We start from the raw sequence: 15053 nt of genomic DNA, 5'->3' as shown, positions 1-15053 counted from the left end.
GACAATGGGCCATTCAGGCGGCCCGAACCAAAGGAGTGGCCTTGATTGACCCGGCTTTGACGCTGCCGTCAAAGTCCTGGATCAGGCTCAAGACAAAGGGATCCTGGGCAACCTGCTCTTCGGCCTGTCGCTGACGCTCGGCCAGCTTGGCCTGCTCCACGGCATGCGCGGTAGCATCGCCTGTATCCCCGTATTCGATCACCAACTGAATGGACTGGGCAAAATATTCCGATAGAACAGTGCGCAAGCGCGCTTTGCCCTGACTGCCTTCAGTAGCCTTGATTTTGGCACGCAGGTGGATTTCCTGGCCTTTCACGCCCAGCCATTCGCTCTGGCGGGCCAGTTCGGCGGCCCAGCCGCTTAAGGGCAAGCTGGTTGCCACGTCGGGCCAGGTTTCCGGTTTCATGCCGCCCAGTCGCACGGTGCGCGGGTTGTCCGAACCGCTCTGCGGCACGGGCAGGCCCAGTTCGGTGTCGGGCATGAAGCGATCAGACATGGACACAGACGGTACATCGCCGTCTTCTTCGGCACGAGCCGCGTCCATATCCAAAGGCTGGTAATTCTCGAATTCTTCGTCCATGCCCTCGGACAACCAGGCGGGCTCCTCCGGGCCGTCCTGGGTAGAGGCGGCTGGCGGCGCTTCTTCTGCCACCGGGTCTACTCGGGCGGCAGCCTGGGCTTGAGACGACATCAGGGGCTGAGCACTGCTCTTGCCCTGGGCTTTGGAGGGTTCTGCAGCGGGATCGGCAGAGGAGTCTGCCTGGTCTGCGGAAGTGGACTCAACGGCGGGCGGAGCGGATGGCGTTGATGGCACTTGGGCGGCTTGAACAGCGCTACTGTCAGCAACTGCGGTCGCCGCTTCTTGAGGCGAACTGGTCGCGGAACCGGCTTCAACGCTTGCGTCCGCTGGGGCAGATTCTGAAGTGTCATAGCTGACCCCTGCGCCGGCAGGCTCGGGAGCATCTTCCCAGGCCGGAACAAAATCGTCGTCAACAGGGATGGATTCTGCGACAGGCGCCGCTTGAGCTGCGGCAACATCAACGGCCGGGGCGGCTGCGGTGGCAGAGGCCTGTGCCTGCTCAGATGCGGCCTGTGGATCAATCGCAGGCTGGGGGGTTTGTGTTGCCTGTACTGCTTGTGCCGTTTGCCTTCTCTGTTCTGTTTGCGCCCCCTGCTCAACTTGCTGTGTAGACGCAGCAGAAGCGGCGGCATCAACAGGGGTTGCAGAAGCAGCCGGTACCGACGCAGCCTCTGAAGCAGCGGGAGCTTTCGCAGGAGCGGGAGCAGCCTGAGCGGCACCAGCAGTATCAGACCCCGAAGGCCCTGCTGGCGGTGGCACATACGCCGAGACGGGCTCGGGCAGCAAGGCCAGCATGCGCAAGCACGCCATCACAAAACCGGCGTACTCATCCGGAGCCAAAGACAGCTCCTGACGACTGTGCACCGCGACCGAATAAAACAACTGCACATGATCAGGCGAGAGTGTGGGTGCCAATTGCCGCACCGCCTCTGCCAACGGATCATCATCTGAAATCGTGCCAGGGATACGCTGCTCGATAGCGATACGGGACAACAAGGTTGCCAAATCCGCCAGAGCACCCGAATAAGACAGGCCACGCATGGCCAGATCATCGGCCACACCCATAATGGCCTGCGCATCGTAAGCGACCAGCGCTTGCAGCAATTGCGCCAGGTGGCGTTGATCAATGGTGCCCAGCATGGCTTGCACAGCCTGGGCGCTGAGATCACCCGCGCTATAAGCAATGGCCTGATCGCTAAGCGACAAGGCATCTCGCATGGAGCCATCGGCTGCCTGCGCCAGCAGACGCAAGGCAGGCAACTCGAACTGCATTTCTTCCTGGGTCAGAATGTCCTGCAGGTGGCCCACAATCGCAGGCACGGTCATCTGCTTCAAATTGAATTGCAGACAGCGCGACAAAACGGTGACCGGAATTTTTTGTGGGTCTGTGGTCGCCAGAATGAATTTGACGTGCGCTGGCGGTTCTTCCAGCGTCTTGAGCATGGCGTTGAAGGCGTGCCCGGTCAGCATGTGAACTTCGTCAATCATGTAGACCTTATAGCGGCCCGAGCTGGGGGCGTAGACCGCCTGTTCCAGCAGCTGGGTCATCTCTTCCACACCCCGGTTGGAGGCGGCGTCCAGCTCTACATAATCAATAAAGCGGCCAGCATCAATCTCGGTACACGCGCGGCAAACGCCACAGGGCTTGGAGGTGATGCCGGTTTCGCAGTTCAGCGACTTGGCCAGAATACGCGACAAGGTGGTCTTGCCCACGCCGCGTGTGCCCGTAAACAACCAGGCATGGTGCAGGCGCTGGGTATCCAGGGCGTGCGTCAGAGCGCGCACCACGTGATCCTGACCAACCAGGGTGTCAAAGGAGCGAGGGCGCCACTTGCGGGCCAGAACGAGATAGGTCATGCGAATTCCGGACGGCGTGAACCATCAATACAAATAAGCGAAAGGAAAAGTGTACCGGATTCGGTGCTGAAGGGAAGCAGATAGACCGGGCGCGCATAACCCGATAAGCAAATGAAGTGGCGAGCCTGACTCCGGCACTGATTCTGCACGGCTGTGGCTGCTTCGTTCCCGACCTGACCAGATTCACCGCCGAACCATGCGGAGGGGCCCGCCGACAAGTAGTGTAGCATTAATACGGCAGCCAAAGATCGGCTCTCGGGAAATAAAGCGCCGCCCGCGCCGGTCGCCCATCCAGAGCCTGCACCTGCTCACAATACCGCTGCAATTGCGGTGCGTAGCGCTCCAACATACGCGCTGCAAAATCATCCTGACTTTCATGCTCGGCGGGCCGCCCCGTCTTGTAATCCACCACCAGCCAGTGATCTTCCTGGGAAATCGCCAAGTCGATAATCGATACCCGACCACTGACATCCAGCAAGGACCACTCCCGGTAGGCGCGGCTGACACCCAGCAACCAGCGACCACGCTCGGTCTGCACGGTTGCGGCAATGGCCTCAAACAAGGACTGGGCAGCCTCATCCAGGTAGGCGGCAGGCACCCCGGCCCTCAGCAACTGGCGACGCATGACGACGCGACCTTGCTGCAAACGCTCTACCGGCCACTGGTCCAAACCTTCACGACCCAGCTTTTCCAGCCAGTCGTGGGCAACCGTCCCAATGGCTTTTTCATGAGTCGTATCCAGGGACCACTGCCAGCTTTGATACTGTGGGCTGGCGGTCTGCAATTGCTCGGGTGGCGCAGCAGGCAAGCTCACCACGCGCTGCAACAATGCCGCAGAACCTTGCCCCGACTCCTCTTGCTGCCTGCCCTGCTCGGCTTGCCAAACCGGCGCCTGTGGCTGCTCCAGGACAGGCCAGACACGGCTTAACAAGGAGCGGCCATCCGGCTCGCGCAGACCCTTGTCCTGGGTGATGCTCAGCTCCGCAAACAAGTGCAACTCCTGACGGGCACGCGTCAGGGCCACGTATAAAAGACGGTGGCTTTCCTGCTCGGCTCGGATACGTTCCCGCGCTGCCAGAAACTGCGACACCGGATCGCGTTGCTCGCTGCCCTTATGGCTGATCGGCCCCAGAATCAGGCGCTCGGCGCTGTGTTCCAGACGAATCAAGGGCTCGGAATCGGCTGCCGACTGCTTGTGCAAGCCAAACAAGATAACAGTTTCAAACTCCAGGCCCTTGGACTTGTGAATCGTCATCACCTCCACGGCCTTGCCCGTCCCTTGCGGGGTGGCATACAAAGACTCCACGCGGGCCTGCAATTGCTGCTGATCGGGCGGCCCATAAGGGCACAGCTCTTCGAGCAGACGCAAGACTTGCTCTGCATCCGCCTGATCTGCCAAGCCTGGATAGACTTGCGGCCCGCCCAAGCGCGTCCAGCATTCCTGCACCCAGGCTGCAAAAGGCATCAAGCCGCTGCGATTACCTTTATCCAGCAAGATCTGGCAAGCGAACAGCAGCCGGTCGCGCTCATTCGCATCCCAATCTTCAAAATCCTGATTGTGTGTGAAGAACTCCAGCCTGGCGGCCGGAGCTTCTCCGCCACCATCCGGGGGCGCCTGTGGCGCCATAGTCATCTTGCCTCGCTTGACCTCGCCGTCAACGGCGAGGTTCGCTCTCAGGCTCGTGGTCAGCTCGGCCAGGGTCTGCGTGGGATGCAAAGCGCACAAACGATGCAGACTCTCCAAACGCAGGCCGATCAATGGCGAGCGCAACACGGACAGCCAAGCCAGTCGATCTGCCGGGTGAGCCAAGGCACGGACCAATTGCACCAAATCCGCCACCACAGGGCGCTGCTGCAAGGGCTCCAGCTCTACCGCTCGGCACGGTATGCCCTGCTCGCCCAGCTTGCGCACCAAACCCTGCAAGTGCGAACGTGCTCGCACTAGAATTGCCACCGGATGCTCACTGTCCTGATAACGTTCCAGAGCTTGAGCCGCGCATTGCACCGCCTCTTGCACCGCACGTTCCTGAGCCGCTTGCTGCGACGGCACGGCATCCTCTCCACGTGCCACCCGGAAATGCCAGGACGGATGAAACTGCACCGCCCACTCGGGAATATCAGGTTTGAAGGCAGTCGAGTGTTCATACGTGACCATGCCCAGATCCGGATCAGGTCGAGCCGGAAACAGTTGCGCCCCCACCCTATTCACCCACTCCACCAAACGCGGGTGCGAGCGGAAGTTATTGCTGAGATTGAGCGGCTCCAGCTCCACTTCACCTAAACGTCGCGCTTGCCAGACCTGCAGAAACAAACCCACTTCCGCCTTGCGGAAACGGTAAATGGACTGCATGGGGTCGCCCACCAGAAACAGGCTACGCCCATCACCCGGCTCCCAGCCACTGGTCAGGCGCTCCAGCAATTGCACCTGGGATTGGCTGGTGTCCTGAAATTCGTCCACCAGCAAATGACGTATGGACCTATCCATACGCAACAGCAGTTCGCCCGGCTCATCGGCATCGCCCAAGGCTTGCAGGGCACGTTGAGCAATCTCGGTGAAATCGACCTCGGCTTTCTCGGCAAAGCGCAGTTTCAATTGCGCCGCAGCCAGCCACAAGACCTGAATCAGATTGGACAGAACTTCTTGCTGCTGGGCGGAGTATTGTTCGGGCAGAAGGCGGGCACTGGCCAGGCGAGCAATCCAGGGCTCTGCCCCCAGACAATTGCTCAACCATTCAGTCAGAATTTCTTTTTGCGCTGTTTTTGGCGGAAAGCCGTTACGCACGGTCAGGCTTTTGCGCAGATCGCCTTTATCCGTCAGCAACAAGGCTGCCAGACCACGCCAGCGCGGCAAATCGTCCATAACCGGGGCCAGATTGTCGCCTTGCCAATCGGCCAGGGCCAGTACATCGCCGCTTTCCAGATTCGAGGCCGCAAAGCAGGCCAGGGGAGCCAAAGTCCGCGCCCAACCGGGTGGCAGTGAATCGCTTAGCTGCTGCAGTTGCTGCTCCACCACCTCGCGCAAGCTGTCTTGTAACAGCGCCACATCACCGCCCTGCCCCACGGCTGGCAGCCACTGATCGCGGCTGGCCAACATACCGGCCAACAGGGCTTGCGCCTGCAGCAAGTTGACATCCATATGCTCCAGAAAGCGCGCCACGCTAGGGACGCTTTCCGCCATTTCCAGCGTGGCCCAGGCCGCCGCTTCGTAATGCTCCTGTGCCTTATCAGTAATGGCCGGCACCCCGCCCAGCCCCGTAATCCAGGGCATGGCACGCACCAGGTGCGCACACAAGGAGTCAATGGTACGGATACTCAAGCGTGCCGGATAGGCCAGCAAATCCCACTGCTGTTCCTGATTGCGCTGCATGGCCGCGCGCGCCAGCTCCCAACTGCGTACGCGATAGGACTCGGCAGGCCGTTCCTGATTGGCAGCGGCCAGCTTCTCCAGCACTCGCGCATGCATTTCAGCCGCAGCTTTACGGGTGAAGGTAATGGCCACAATTTCTTCTGGCCGCTGCACGCGAGCCAGCAAAGCCAGAATTCGGTCGGTCAGCAGCTCTGTCTTGCCTGAACCGGCAGGGGCTTGGACCAGAAAGGAGGACTCGGGGTCCAGTGCCCGTGCACGGGCGGGGCTATCGCTAGGGACAGTCAGCATGACACCTCTCCTCCATTGTCTTGGAGGTCTTCCTGGAACAAACGTAAAAAGGGCAAAACATCGCAGTACAGCAAATCGTTGCGGTTCCAGATCTGGTTGGCGGCCTGCCCTTGCAGGAACTCATCCGCCAGACCTTCCACCGCCTGTTTCCACTGCGCGATTTGTGCGGTCCACTGCTGGGCACTTTCCAATTCGGTCAGGCCCTCAATATCCATGCCGGGCGCGGCCAAACCACTTAAGCCCACCTGACGAGCATGCAAGCGCACAAAAGCCAAGCCACTGACGGTTCGACCTTCATCCTGCAAGGCCGCGGCATAAAACGGCAATTGCAGATTCACAGGTCTGGGCCGCAGCCAATCTTTATCGGGTCTGAGTTCGCCTATGCCAGTTTTGTAGTCCATCAGCAACTGTTCACCATCGGCCAGATCATCCAGACGATCCAGACGCAGGCTCAAACGCAGCAAGCCACGGCTCCAGCTCAACTCCTGTTCCGTCGCGCCCAAGGCAAACGGCGGACGCTGGGCTTCCTGATGCGCGTATTGGCTCAAAACAGCCAGACCCCGCTCCATTTCCAGGCTGCGCAGCACCGGGCCGTAATCGGCCAGCTCTTCCTGAGCGGCCTGATCAATACACACTTGCACCACGTCCAACAGCGAGTCCTCGCCAATCAGTTCGTGCAAGCTGTCCTGATCCTTCACACGCAGCCAGAACAGTTCGACGGCGCGGTGCAGAAACACCCCGCGTGTATTCATATCACCTACACGGGCGTAATCAGGCAAGGCCTGACCATGCAAACGAAACTTCACAAAAGCCCACAAAGGATTGCGGGCCTGCGTATCCAGCACGCTGATTCCGCCGCGTATGCGCTCTTCCAGCTTCAAACTGGGGCCTTGCTCGTCCAGCAAGGCTTCCTGTGCGACGGCCTGCTCTGCCTGCACCGCCCAAGGCATTTCAAGCACAGGCCAATGAGCAATCAAGGGGCTGGGTCTGAGCTCTTGCTCCCCCTGATTCAAAGGCGCACTGAGCAAGACCTGGTTGCCACAGCGCAGCAAGGCGCTCAACATCCAGCGCGCCCACTCCAGCTCCCGCTCTGGCGTACTGCGCGGGGCTTGCACCCGGCGCAGCACTTGGGCGGGGATCAGGGGATTCGGTTTGACGGCAGCGGGCAAAATATCATCGGTCAGGCCCAGCACCCATACGGCATCCCAACGCCCGCCTTCCGCCTCCAGAAAGCCCAGCACATCCAGACGGGAGCGCGGATCACGCTGTGGCTGGAACAGATTTTCACGGGCCATGCGCGCCAGAGCACTTTGCGCCTTCAAGGCACTGATACGGCCCAAGACAGGGGCTTGCTGCGCCAGTTGCAGCAGCAGGGCCTCCAAAGCTTCCAAGGTTTGAAACTGGGCGCTATCCAAACGATTGGTTCCGGGAAAACCCAAAGCCTCCAGGCATTGACGCATCACTGAAGCCCAGGTATCCACCCCTTGAGCGCCGGCCGACACGGACTCGAAGCGCTCCACCGCCTTGGCCCAGGCCAGGGCCAGTTCGGGCGTATGAAAACTGAGCATGTCGGCAAATTTTTTACGGCTCACTTGCGTGATGCGGTTGTCGCGCCAGGCCTTGTCAATGCGGGCACGGCCGCCCGCTTCAGACTGTTCCGCCTGACACGCTCCCAAACGCAGGGCTTGGCCCAGCATGGCCGGCTCGGCCTGCCCCTTGGTCGCCAGGGTAAACAGGGCTTTCAACCAGGCCAGGGCTGCTTCAACCACGGGCCACTCGGCCAAGGATCGGGCCGCTGCCACGTTATAGGGCAAGGCGCCTTGATCCGTGTGCATGGCTTGCCGCAAGAGGCGATGCACCAGCGGCAGTTGCGTTTCCAACTGCGCCGCCACAATGGCTACCGTGCGATCCGGGTCCTCATCCAATTGACGACGCGCCCATTGCACCGCCAGGCGCCATTCCGTATCCGCATCCTGCGCCTGCACCCGATGAACTTCCGTGGCCTGCGCCTCTTCGTGCTGCAACTGCAGAATCTCCACTCCCATATTCTGCAAACCCATTAAAAGGCTTTGCAGACGCGGCGAGTATTCATGAAAACCATGCAGCACCATATAGCGATGACGCATGTGCAAGGCGCCGGCCTGCACCGCTTTCAGCACGCGCTCGGCAGCCAGATTCGCGTCATCCAGATCCGCCTGCTCCAGGCTTTGCCGGTAGTGAGAGCGCCATTGCATGAAGCGTTCAAAATCTATGCTGGCCTCGCCGGGTTTGAGCTCAATATTCCATTCATCCAGCAGGGTATCGGCTTCACAGGCCAGACGCGCTGCCTGGCCGACATCCAGGAAGTAGCCCTCTTCCTCGCACTGCTCGATGCTGTGTTCCCAGCGCTGCAAGGCGGCGAAGCGATCCATCTGGTGCGCAGCCGGTTGCCATTGCTCGGAAAAGCAGAGCTGATCGCTGGCCTGTGCCAGCCACGCCCCCAAGGGCACGATTTCCGGCACGGCGACCGTCCCGCCCGCTCCAGCCAGACGGGCCGACAAATGTCCCAGCAGGCGGCGCGCGTAGCGCTTGTTCACGGTTAACACAACCGTTTCGGCACTATTAAGCTCCTGCAATTGAGCCATGGAAACAGCAGGGGTGTCGTACATAGAGAAAACCAGTTAAGGTTGCAAGGAAACAGAATGGCCAGCAACGCTGATCCGGCCATTGTACCGGCGCTCTATCCCTAGATTGTTCACGCCCTTACACTTATCGCCATGTCTAGTTCAAACACCCCCAATACCGAATTAACCGGCAGCCTGTCGCTGCGTACTGGCGAGCATACCTGGGGTAGCGCCCGCCGTATGGCCTTGCTGGCGGCGATCGCCGAGCAGGGGTCGATCTCTGCCGCCGCCCGCCATATTGGCATCAGCTACAAAGCGGCCTGGGACGCCATCGACATCATGAACAATATGGCGGGCGAGCCTCTGGTGCTGCGTAGCACCGGCGGCCATCGTGGTGGCGGCGCCACTCTGACGCCCAAGGCCATCGAACTGCTAGAGCTGTACCAAACCTACGACCGGCTACATCAACGCTTCATGAGCCGTATTGGTCGTTTAATGCCTTCCGTGGCTACTCAGATGGAGTTACTCCAAACCATGATCATGCAAACTTCGGCTCGCAACCAATTGCCCGGTATCGTTACCACGATCAAGACCGGTGCCGTCAACGACGAAATTCATGTGGATATTGGCCAGGGCCAAACCGTTGTTGCCTCCATTACGCGGGAAAGCACGGAAAACCTGGGCCTGCGTGAAGGGCAAAAAGTTCTGGCCTTTCTGAAAGCATCGTCAATCATGATTGGCACGGGCGACACCCGCAATTCGCTGTCCGCACGCAATCAATTACCCGGCACGATTACCGATGTCATCACCGGTGCCGTCAATGCAGAAGTCCGTCTGGAGCTGCCACAAGGCCTGACAGTGACCGCCAGCATCACCCTGGACAGCACCCAGCGTTTGCATCTGGAAGCGGGCCAATCCGCCTATGCTCTGTTCAAGGCATCCAGCGTAATGATTGCTACGCTTTAAGGGCTTCCAGATCCGCGCTGCGACAACACTCCAAGACGCGTCCGTCGCGAATGCGATAGACCTCTTGGGCCAGGACTCTGGCATCTTCAGGATCGTGCGTAATCAAGATCGTGGGAATATCGATCTGGCTTTGCAACTGGGCCAGTTCAGCCCGCAAACGAACACGCAAATCCTGATCCAGAGCCGCCAAAGGCTCATCCAACAAGAGCAACTGAGGCTCAATCGCCAAGGCTCGCGCCAAAGCACAGCGTTGCTTTTGCCCGCCCGACAACTGGGCGGGGTAGCTACTTAATACCGACTCCAATTCAAACGCGTCTACCCAACGCTGGGCAGCCGCAGGCATGGCCCGCACGGAGCGGTTGAACAAGCCCCTGTTCAGACCAAAGCAAATATTCTGTGCGGCGGTCAGATGTGGGAATAGGCCGTAGTCCTGAAACAGGTACGCCACCCGACGCTCGCGCGGCTTCAGGTTGATGCCTTTTGCAGAATCAAAGTAGACCTGATCGCCAATCTGAATGCGGCCATGATCGGGCCGCAGCAAGCCCGCCACGCTTTGCACCGTCAAGGACTTGCCCGAGCCTGATGGCCCATACAACGCAATATGACGAGCCTCGGTTTGAATCTGAATGTTCAATTCAAAATGACGAGCCTCGCTAACTACGGTGCGTTGAATCTGTACCTTCAGGCTCATTGCATCCCTCTTTTACGGCGTACGTGACGGGGTGACAAAGCACGGGTACTCCACAAAACCAGCACACAGGTAATCGAAATAATAGCAACCAGCACTAAAGCCTGCTGATCTTCCCCTGCCTGCACCGCCTCGTAAATGGCGATGGACATGGTTTGGGTACGCCCCGGTATGCTGCCCGCAATCATCAAGGTTGCACCGAACTCGCCCAAGGCACGGGCAAACGCCAGCAAAACCCCGGCCATAATGCCACGCGCCGCCAAAGGCAGGCTGACACGAAAGAAGATGGCCAAGGGCCTTAAACCCAACACACTGGCGGCATCTTCTAATCGTGGGTCCACATCTTCAAAAGCCGCACGCGCTGCCTTCAATATCATGGGAAAGGCCACGACTGTGGCGGCAATCACCGCACCCTGCCAAGTAAAGATCAGCTCTATCCCCATACTGGAGAGCCATTGCCCTACGGCACTACGCCGACCCAATAGAACCAGCAGGTAATAGCCGATAACCGTAGGCGGCAAGACCATGGGCAAGGTCAGGATGGAATCAAGCAGGTCACACCAACGCGACTGCCAGCGCGACAGTGCATAGGCAATGCCTATGCCCAATACACAAGCGAACAAGGTCGCCCAGCCGGCGACCTTGAGCGATAAGCCGAGGGGAATCCAAAATGAAGTCATCCGGCGATCAACATCCTATCAAGGCTTGGCAAAACCGTATTTTGCCAGCACTTGCTGCCCGGATTCAGACATGACGAAATCTTGAAAGGCCTGAGCCTTGTCACTACGGCCTTCACGCTGCACCAGAGCGATGGGGTAAGTGACAGGTTCAGTCGTCTTGAGCACCTCCAGCACGTGCACCTTGTCTTTCATGATGGCCGCGTCAGTCGCAAACACAAAACCGGCTTCCACCTCACCACGGGCGACGTAATCGAGCACCTGGCGTACATTCTGGCCCAGGATTTCTCGCTGTTTCACGGCATCCCACTGACCCGCTTTTTCCAGGGCAGCCTGGGTATAGCGGCCCACCGGCACCACGGCCGGGTTACCCAAAGCCACGCGTTTGACATCTGCTTTGTCCAGATCACCCACGTTTGTCACATTGGCAGGGTTGTCGCTTGGCACAATCAGTACCACCTGATTCTGCACAAAATTCTTGCGGGTAGCGGGGTCCACGACCTGGGCTTCTTCCGCCTTGTTCATGGCCTTTTGGTCTGCCGAGGCAAACACATCGACAGGAGCGCCGTTGACGATTTGCTGCAGCACGACATCCGATGCAGCGAAACTGGTCAGCACTTTGGTGCCGGGATGCTCTGCCTCAAACTGGCCAGCCAGTTCCTTGAAGGCATTGGTCAGGCTGGCAGCGGCGGCCACCACCAATTCATCGGCTTGCGCAGTGCCTTGCAAAAACAGGGATAAGGCAGCGACCGATACGACTCGTTTGAACATTGTTTTCTCCTCCAGGACGGGTGTAACGAATGAGTATAATCAGGAAATATATATAGGTATATAGCGTATATCTACCCATCTGCTGAATGAAGCTCATCACCCCGGAGTGATAGCATGATGGCTTTCCTGCTTCATTCCGGCTCCCAAAGGCTCGCTGACAGCCACGCTTTCCGAATTTTTCATCCCCATGACGCAAGCCAGTCTGATTTCCGATTTCATCACCATGCTCTGGTTGCAGGACGGCTTGTCCGCCAACACGCAGCAAGCGTATCGGCAAGATCTGGAGCGCCTGAAGGAGTGGGCTCAGCAAGAGCGCGAAGGCAAAGCGCTGGAGCAACTGCAAGCCAGCGATTTGCGCGAATGGATGGCCAGCCAGGCCGGTCAAAGCAAGGCCAGCACGGCCAACCGCAGGCTGGCCACCTTGCGTCGCTTTTACGATTGGACGGTGCAAGAAGGCATGCGGCAGGACGACCCCTGCCTGGAACTGAGCAGCGCCCGACAAGCCCCGCGTGTCCCGCATACCTTGTCTGAAGAACAGGTAGAGCGCCTGCTGGCCGCACCGGACATACATAATCCCTTGGGGCTGCGTGACCGCTGCATGCTGGAAACCCTGTATGCCAGCGGTTTACGCGTCACCGAACTGACCGAGTTGCCTTTGCAAAATCTGAGCCTGAGCGATGGCGTGCTACGCATAGACCAAGGCAAGGGTGGCAAAGACAGGCTGGTGCCTCTGGGGCAGGAAGCCTTGCACTGGATTGAACGCTATATGCAGCAATCCCGCCCTGCCTTGCTGGGCCAGCGTCGCAGCGATTTTGTATTTATTACCGGGCGCGGCACCTGCATGAGCCGCCAGTCCTTTTGGTTGATCGTCAAGAAATATGCGCTGCAAGCCGGAATTCTGGCCCCCTTGTCCCCGCACGTTTTACGTCACGCTTTCGCCACCCATTTGCTCAATCACGGGGCCGACCTGCGCGTGGTACAGATGCTTTTGGGCCACGCCGACATTTCCACAACCCAGATTTATACTCATGTGGCACGTGAGCGCTTGAAAGCCTTGCACGCAGCCCATCATCCACGCGCCTGAGCGCACTACCAAGATATGGCTAAAGAAAAACACGTCAGCGAAACACCGGCCACGCAGTGGCTACGTAAAAATGGCATTTCCTTTACCGAACATAGCTACAACTATGTCGATCATGGCGGAGCCATGGAAGCAGCAGCCCAACTAGGTCTGGACCTGCACCGGGTGGCCAAGACCCTGATCATGGAAGATGAAAGCGCCAAGCCCTTGGTCATCGTGATGCACGGCGACCGAGAAGTCTCTACCAAGAATCTGGCTCGTCAAACGGGCGCAAAGAAAATCGCCCCCTGCAAGCCAGAGGTGGCCCAACGCCATTCGGGCTATATGGTCGGTGGCACCTCGCCTTTTGCCACCCGCAAAGCCATGCCTGTGTGGCTGGAAGAAGAACTGCTGGAGTTCGACACGATTTACATCAATGGTGGCCGACGCGGTTATTTGCTGGGTATCAATCCCCAGGTTCTGATCGACAAGCTAGGCGCACGCCCGGTACAGGCCGGCCTGGAAAAAGGCTGACCCCACTTAGCAGCAGGTATAAAAAAGACGGCGCTGTCAGCCCGTCTTTTTTTATATTCCGCGCTTGCTTGAACCATCAAACGCCGCAATAAACAGCCTAGTTCTGCTCCCTGCACTTCCTGCCACGCACGGCCACCACCACCACCACCACCACCACCACCACCACCACCACCACCTCCTCCTCCTCCTCCCGCAACTGGAACTGGAGCTGGAACTGGAACTGGATAGCCGCGCACTGCAACACTGTCCGCCCAGTCGCTTTTCACCAGACAAGGTGATTGCACCGCTTTGACATTTCGCCAGATAATTCAAATCTGAATAGTAAGAGGGGACCCCATGTTTCAATCCTTGCGCCAGCCCGCCGTAATGACGGTGACTTTGGCAGCGGCTGGCATCCTGATGGTTACCATGGGGATACGCCAATCCTTTGGCCTGTTCGTCGGCCCGATTGATAAGGCAAGCGGCATGGGCATTATGTCCATCAGCTTTGCCATGGCCGTGGGCCAGCTTACCTGGGGGGCGATCCAGCCTATTGCCGGTGCCTGCTCCGACCGCTGGGGCCCGGACCGGGTTCTGATCGCGGGCCTGCTGATTCTGGCATTGGGCTGTGCGGTGACTCCCTTTATAGGCACAGGCCTGGGACTGACCTTGACCTTGGGCCTACTGGCCAGCGTTGGCTCGGGTGCGGCCAGCTTCTCTACCTTGATTGGCGCGGCCGCCCAACGAATTCCTGAGCACGCACGCGGCCAGGCCTCTGGCCTGATCAATGCCGGCGGCTCCTTCGGACAGTTCGTCTTTGCTCCCGTCGTGCAAAAGCTGATCGGTTGGGTGGGCTGGATGTCGACCTTTTGGGTTCTGGCTCTGACCGCCCTGCTAACCCTGCCCCTGATCCGCAAACTAAGTCCTGGCAGCAAGGCCCAAAAGACAGCCGCCGCCCCCCGCCCCGCTCCTGTTAGCAGCGGTCCGGGACTGGCCGAGACATTGAAAAACGCCATGACAGATCGCAGCTACTTGCTGCTGAGCCTGGGCTTTTTCACCTGCGGTTTTCACATTGCCTTTCTAGTCACCCACTTGCCGGGGGAAATCGACCTGTGCGGGCTGCCACCTTCGGTAGCAAGCTGGTCGCTGGCCCTGATCGGCCTGGCCAATATCTTTGGCAGTATCGCCGCCGGTTCCTGCATTGCCCGCTGGCGCAGCAAATATGTGCTGGCACTAATGTATGCCTCGCGCGCCGTGCTGATCCTGTGGTACTTGATGATGCCTAAAACCGATCTGGTGTTTTACATCTTTGCCATCGGCCTGGGTCTGACCTGGCTGGCGACCGTGCCGCCTACTGCCAATATCGTCGCCAAGCTGTTTGGCACACGTTATCTGGCCACCCTGTTTGGCTTGGCCTTGTTCTCGCACCAGATCGGCGGCTTTTTGGGAGCGTGGCTGGGCGGTATTGCCTTGACTCGTTTTGGCGACTACAGCTGGATGTGGTGGGCCGATATTGTGCTGGCCGTACTGGCTGCCATTGTCAATCTGCCGATACGCGAAGCCAAGATCAAGATGCAGACGGCTTAGGCGACTCAAGATTAAAACCCTGCTAAACCCCAGCAAAAACTGCAGTCCCAAAAAGAACGCTTTTTAACGGCCCCTTCATCAAAAAGACCCGCCATC

Annotated in this window: 11 protein-coding genes and 1 other RNA gene; 4 read left to right on the top strand and 8 right to left on the bottom strand. The window is 58.9% G+C overall.

The genetic code is table 11. The features are described 5' to 3' along the window. Positions 1 to 13: 13 nt before the first annotated feature. From dnaX to AB7E06_RS00910, 4 genes are all read right to left on the bottom strand, one after another. The gene (gene dnaX / locus AB7E06_RS00925; RefSeq protein ID WP_094195824.1) at positions 14 to 2437 is read right to left on the bottom strand and encodes a DNA polymerase III subunit gamma/tau; all 2424 of its coding nucleotides are present in this window, start codon (positions 2435 to 2437) and stop codon (positions 14 to 16) included. A gap of 115 nt (positions 2438 to 2552) precedes the next feature. Then, positions 2553 to 2650: signal recognition particle sRNA small type (gene ffs, locus AB7E06_RS00920), an RNA gene on the bottom strand. A gap of 16 nt (positions 2651 to 2666) precedes the next feature. Then, entirely contained in the window at positions 2667 to 6092 is a 3426-nt protein-coding gene (locus AB7E06_RS00915; protein ID WP_094195823.1) for a UvrD-helicase domain-containing protein, read from the bottom strand. Further along, positions 6086 to 8740, bottom strand: coding sequence for a hypothetical protein (locus tag AB7E06_RS00910; protein WP_094195822.1), 2655 nt, complete (start codon positions 8738 to 8740; stop codon positions 6086 to 6088). Before AB7E06_RS00910 ends, AB7E06_RS00915 begins: the two co-directional genes overlap by 7 nt. A gap of 108 nt (positions 8741 to 8848) precedes the next feature. Between AB7E06_RS00910 and AB7E06_RS00905 the strand changes: the two genes are divergently transcribed. Beyond that, the gene (locus AB7E06_RS00905) at positions 8849 to 9661 is read left to right on the top strand and encodes a TOBE domain-containing protein (protein WP_094195821.1); all 813 of its coding nucleotides are present in this window, start codon (positions 8849 to 8851) and stop codon (positions 9659 to 9661) included. Here AB7E06_RS00905 and AB7E06_RS00900 read toward each other — a convergent pair. Genes AB7E06_RS00900 through modA form a run of 3 tightly spaced genes read right to left on the bottom strand, consistent with a single transcriptional unit; the run spans position 9651 to position 11797 of the window. Then, positions 9651 to 10352 carry a sulfate/molybdate ABC transporter ATP-binding protein gene (locus tag AB7E06_RS00900; RefSeq protein ID WP_094195820.1) on the bottom strand — a complete coding sequence of 234 codons (702 nt, stop codon included), beginning with the start codon at positions 10350 to 10352 and terminating at the stop codon, positions 9651 to 9653. The two genes, AB7E06_RS00905 and AB7E06_RS00900, sit on opposite strands and share 11 nt — an antisense overlap. Continuing rightward, positions 10349 to 11029, bottom strand: coding sequence for a molybdate ABC transporter permease subunit (modB, locus tag AB7E06_RS00895; RefSeq protein ID WP_094195819.1), 681 nt, complete (start codon positions 11027 to 11029; stop codon positions 10349 to 10351). Before modB ends, AB7E06_RS00900 begins: the two co-directional genes overlap by 4 nt. 18 nt (positions 11030 to 11047) lie before the next feature. After that, a complete protein-coding gene (gene modA, locus AB7E06_RS00890; protein WP_094195818.1) occupies positions 11048 to 11797 on the bottom strand; it encodes a molybdate ABC transporter substrate-binding protein in 750 nt (249 codons plus the stop codon). Positions 11798 to 11984: 187 nt separating this feature from the next. Here modA and xerD point away from each other — a divergent pair, with 187 nt between their 5' ends. Both xerD and ybaK read left to right on the top strand, forming a co-directional pair. Beyond that, positions 11985 to 12881: a site-specific tyrosine recombinase XerD gene (gene xerD, locus AB7E06_RS00885; RefSeq protein ID WP_108728002.1), complete on the top strand. Its 897-nt coding sequence runs from the start codon at positions 11985 to 11987 to the stop codon at positions 12879 to 12881. A 15-nt stretch (positions 12882 to 12896) separates the two neighbouring features. Next, positions 12897 to 13391 (top strand): Cys-tRNA(Pro) deacylase, encoded by a 495-nt coding sequence (gene ybaK / locus AB7E06_RS00880; protein WP_094195816.1) that lies wholly within the window; start codon positions 12897 to 12899, stop codon positions 13389 to 13391. Between the two features lie 97 nt (positions 13392 to 13488). On the opposite strand, the gene AB7E06_RS00875 is transcribed toward ybaK, so the two are convergent. After that, positions 13489 to 13632, bottom strand: a complete 144-nt coding sequence (locus AB7E06_RS00875) for a hypothetical protein (protein ID WP_427954726.1) — start codon at positions 13630 to 13632, stop codon at positions 13489 to 13491. Between the two features lie 95 nt (positions 13633 to 13727). On the opposite strand from AB7E06_RS00875, the gene AB7E06_RS00870 reads away from it, so the two are divergent. Beyond that, positions 13728 to 14957, top strand: a complete 1230-nt coding sequence (locus AB7E06_RS00870; RefSeq protein ID WP_125277012.1) for an MFS transporter — start codon at positions 13728 to 13730, stop codon at positions 14955 to 14957. Positions 14958 to 15053: the final 96 nt, after the last annotated feature.

The sequence above is a fragment of the Alcaligenes sp. genome (assembly GCF_050255915.1).
In the GTDB taxonomy this organism is placed as follows: domain Bacteria; phylum Pseudomonadota; class Gammaproteobacteria; order Burkholderiales; family Burkholderiaceae_B; genus Alcaligenes; species Alcaligenes aquatilis.
The sequence above is the reverse complement of the archived record's forward strand: the minus strand, read 5'-3'. Positions and strand labels throughout refer to the sequence as shown.

Coding starts and splice junctions, on each gene's coding strand:
- dnaX (WP_094195824.1), bottom strand. CDS start 2,437: ATGACCTATCTCGTTCTGGCCCGCAAGTGGCGCCCTCGCTCCTTTGAC.
- AB7E06_RS00915 (WP_094195823.1), bottom strand. CDS start 6,092: ATGCTGACTGTCCCTAGCGATAGCCCCGCCCGTGCACGGGCACTGGAC.
- AB7E06_RS00870 (WP_125277012.1), top strand. CDS start 13,728: ATGTTTCAATCCTTGCGCCAGCCCGCCGTAATGACGGTGACTTTGGCA.
- AB7E06_RS00900 (WP_094195820.1), bottom strand. CDS start 10,352: ATGAGCCTGAAGGTACAGATTCAACGCACCGTAGTTAGCGAGGCTCGT.
- AB7E06_RS00905 (WP_094195821.1), top strand. CDS start 8,849: ATGTCTAGTTCAAACACCCCCAATACCGAATTAACCGGCAGCCTGTCG.
- modB (WP_094195819.1), bottom strand. CDS start 11,029: ATGACTTCATTTTGGATTCCCCTCGGCTTATCGCTCAAGGTCGCCGGC.
- AB7E06_RS00910 (WP_094195822.1), bottom strand. CDS start 8,740: ATGTACGACACCCCTGCTGTTTCCATGGCTCAATTGCAGGAGCTTAAT.
- ybaK (WP_094195816.1), top strand. CDS start 12,897: ATGGCTAAAGAAAAACACGTCAGCGAAACACCGGCCACGCAGTGGCTA.
- modA (WP_094195818.1), bottom strand. CDS start 11,797: ATGTTCAAACGAGTCGTATCGGTCGCTGCCTTATCCCTGTTTTTGCAA.
- xerD (WP_108728002.1), top strand. CDS start 11,985: ATGACGCAAGCCAGTCTGATTTCCGATTTCATCACCATGCTCTGGTTG.